The sequence below is a fragment of the Enterobacter sp. EC_64 genome (genome assembly GCF_019584165.1).
In the GTDB taxonomy this organism is placed as follows: Bacteria; Pseudomonadota; Gammaproteobacteria; order Enterobacterales; family Enterobacteriaceae; genus Enterobacter; species Enterobacter roggenkampii.
Window position 1 is genome coordinate 1 of sequence record NZ_VDAS01000103.1, and the last position, 229, is coordinate 229.

The following is a 229-nucleotide window of genomic DNA, read 5'->3' on the forward strand; positions in this document are numbered from 1 at the left end:
CTGGCAAGGCTGGGCAGGAAGTCACTGTCGTTCTCAAAATCGGTGGAGCTGCATGACAAAGTCATCGGGCATTATCTGAACATAAAACACTATCAGTAAGTTGGAGTCATTACCGCTTTTGTATCTTAAGTTAACGATGCCCGCTGCCGCCGGTATTCTCTCGGAGAGTGATATCCCAGCGCACTATGCGGGTGATTTTCATTGTAATGCGTGAACGCCGCTGCAAGGT

General features: G+C 48.9%; 2 protein-coding genes. One reads left to right on the forward strand and one right to left on the reverse strand.

Going from position 1 to position 229, the window contains the following annotated elements; translation table 11 throughout:
* Positions 1-99, forward strand: a 99-nt coding sequence (locus tag FHC52_RS22655) for an IS1 family transposase (protein WP_000641146.1), incomplete at its 5' end; no start/stop codon positions are given.
* A gap of 26 nt (positions 100-125) precedes the next feature.
* Here the strand turns inward: FHC52_RS22655 and FHC52_RS22660 are convergent.
* Positions 126-229, reverse strand: a 104-nt coding sequence (locus FHC52_RS22660; protein WP_148718759.1) for an integrase core domain-containing protein, incomplete at its 5' end; no start/stop codon positions are given.